Origin of the sequence: Tabrizicola sp. (assembly GCF_051645465.1) — a bacterium.
In the GTDB taxonomy this organism is placed as follows: Bacteria; Pseudomonadota; Alphaproteobacteria; order Rhodobacterales; family Rhodobacteraceae; genus Tabrizicola.
In genome coordinates this window covers 1-2101 of the sequence record NZ_JBOFBI010000038.1, presented here as the reverse complement: position 1 = coordinate 2101, position 2101 = coordinate 1, and the positions used below count along the sequence as shown (strand labels likewise).

The 2101-nt window shown below is 61.0% G+C and carries 1 protein-coding gene; it reads left to right on the top strand.

Annotated features, from left to right (window positions below; translation table 11 throughout):
- Positions 1-186 precede the first annotated feature (186 nt).
- Positions 187-1593, top strand: a complete 1407-nt coding sequence (locus ACRCSW_RS02180; protein ID WP_438702350.1) for a pectate lyase family protein — start codon at positions 187-189, stop codon at positions 1591-1593.
- Positions 1594-2101 lie beyond the last annotated feature (508 nt).

The following is a 2101-nucleotide window of genomic DNA, read 5'->3' as shown; positions in this document are numbered from 1 at the left end:
AAGGGGCCGGGAGGCTTTTTGCTGGTGACGCGGACCGACGATGCCACGGGCCGCAACGACGCGACGCTTTTCGGCATGACGAAAGATGGCAGGCTTCAAGAAGTCCGGACCTTCGGGAACGGGTCGGAGATCCGCGATATGGTTCTGGCATCGCGATAGGGCAGTACAGATGCGATGAGGCAATCCATGACAGTTCAGTGTTGGGCAGGCAGGCTGGCGCGGGCGGGCCTTGCGCTTTGCGCAGCCGCACCGCTGGCCATTGCGGAGCCGGTTTCAGACGTGGCGTTCCCGGGCGCGATCGGCTTTGGCAAATCCGCGACCGGCTGGCGCGGCGGCGAGATCGTCGCCGTGACCTCGCTCGCGGATGAGGGTCCCGGCACGCTGCGGGCTTGCGCCGAAACCGGCGGCGAGCCCCGCGTTTGCGTCTTCGACGTTAGCGGAACGATCACACTAGACCGGCCGATCCTTGTCGGCTCCAACATTTACATCGCGGGCCAGACCGCGCCGGGGCAAGGCATTCAACTGCGTAACGGCCAATCGCTGCACGCACCACTCGTGCTGGTGAATGTGCATGACATCGTCGTGCGGTTCCTGAAGCTGCGTCCCGGTCCCAGCGTCACCCCCTCGTCCACCGTCGACGCACTGTCGATTGAGAATGGCTCGCGGCTTTATTTCGGCAACCTGTCCTTAATGTTCGCCACCGATGAGAACTTCAGCATTCAGGTCACCCGGTCATCAGTGTCCGACATCACCCTCGAACGGAGCATCGTCGCGCTGAGCCTCAACCGGTCGACGCACCCGGATGGCGGGCATTCCAAGGGGGCGCTCATCTGTTCCAGCGACGGGTTGCTGAACGACTGCGGCCGCATCACTCTGTGGGGCAACTTGTTCGCCCACAACCGCGACCGCAACCCGGACGTGAACGGCACCGACGTCGGACCGATCGAGGTGGTGAACAATATTTTCTATAACCCCATCAGCCAGTTTGCCGAACTCTACGACCTGACCGGCAATCTGAATTTCGTCTATGTCGGAAACGTCGCCCTTACCGGGCCTAGTACTACGCAGAACGCGGCGACAGCGATCGAAACCTTCGACTTTTCACCCGAGTACAGTATCTCGCTGGTCGTGCGTGACAACCTTGCGATGCGTCGGCCGGACTGCACCGGGACTGAGGGCCTGCCGATCCTGACCGAGGCAGCGACCGGGCAGGTGTCTGACGATCCGCGCAAGCCCGCATCGGTTGCGGCGCGGCGCTCGGACGAAGTGCTGGACCTCGTGCCACGTGTTGCCGGCGACCGCCTGGAGAGGGGCCGACCGCCCGATCGGCTGGACGCGCTGGTGCTCGAGGATCTGCGGCTTTGCCGGGGGCATGTCATCGATCGGATTGATCAGGTCGCCGGATGGTCAGACCTGCCCCCTGCGCCACGTCGCGCGGACAGCGATGGCGACGGGCTGGAAGACGGGTGGGAAGCTGCGCGTGGGCTGGATGCGGGGCGCCGGGATGATGCCTGGGCCATCGACGGTCAGACCGGCCTTCCCCGGATCGAGGCTTATCTGGCCGAATTGGCGGGCGACCTTCCGCCGGCATGAGCCAGTATTGGCCGAGAATCGAATCGTTTTGCGCAGGATAGCGCCGACCAGCGACAGGGCAGTTGGCACGATTTTCGATGTTGGCAAGGTCGCGACAGCGACCAGGTGTGCCGCGACCACCCCGCCACATTTTGATCAGATGTCATGAAATATCGCTATATATCGGGCCGGTTCCCGCAAGGCATGTCTCGCCGAAAGTATATACAACGCGTGATTGAAAAGAACGAATATGTCAGACCACAATTTATTTCATGGTTCAGCTATGCTAATATTATGGAGGTGAGAGAAGACTTTTCCGGGAAGGATCCGGAAGCGCCGGGACGGCTTGGTGCGACGTTGGTGGTACGACGTTGGTGTTCTTGTATGAATTGTGAAAGTACAGACGTTCCGTCGCACGGTTTGTTGCGATAGTTTTTCCCGACTTGTAAAGCAACTTTCCTTTTAGCCCATGCAGACGGGTTGTCCCGTTTTGCCTGTGGCGGCGCTTTTGATCAGGGTATTGACGAAA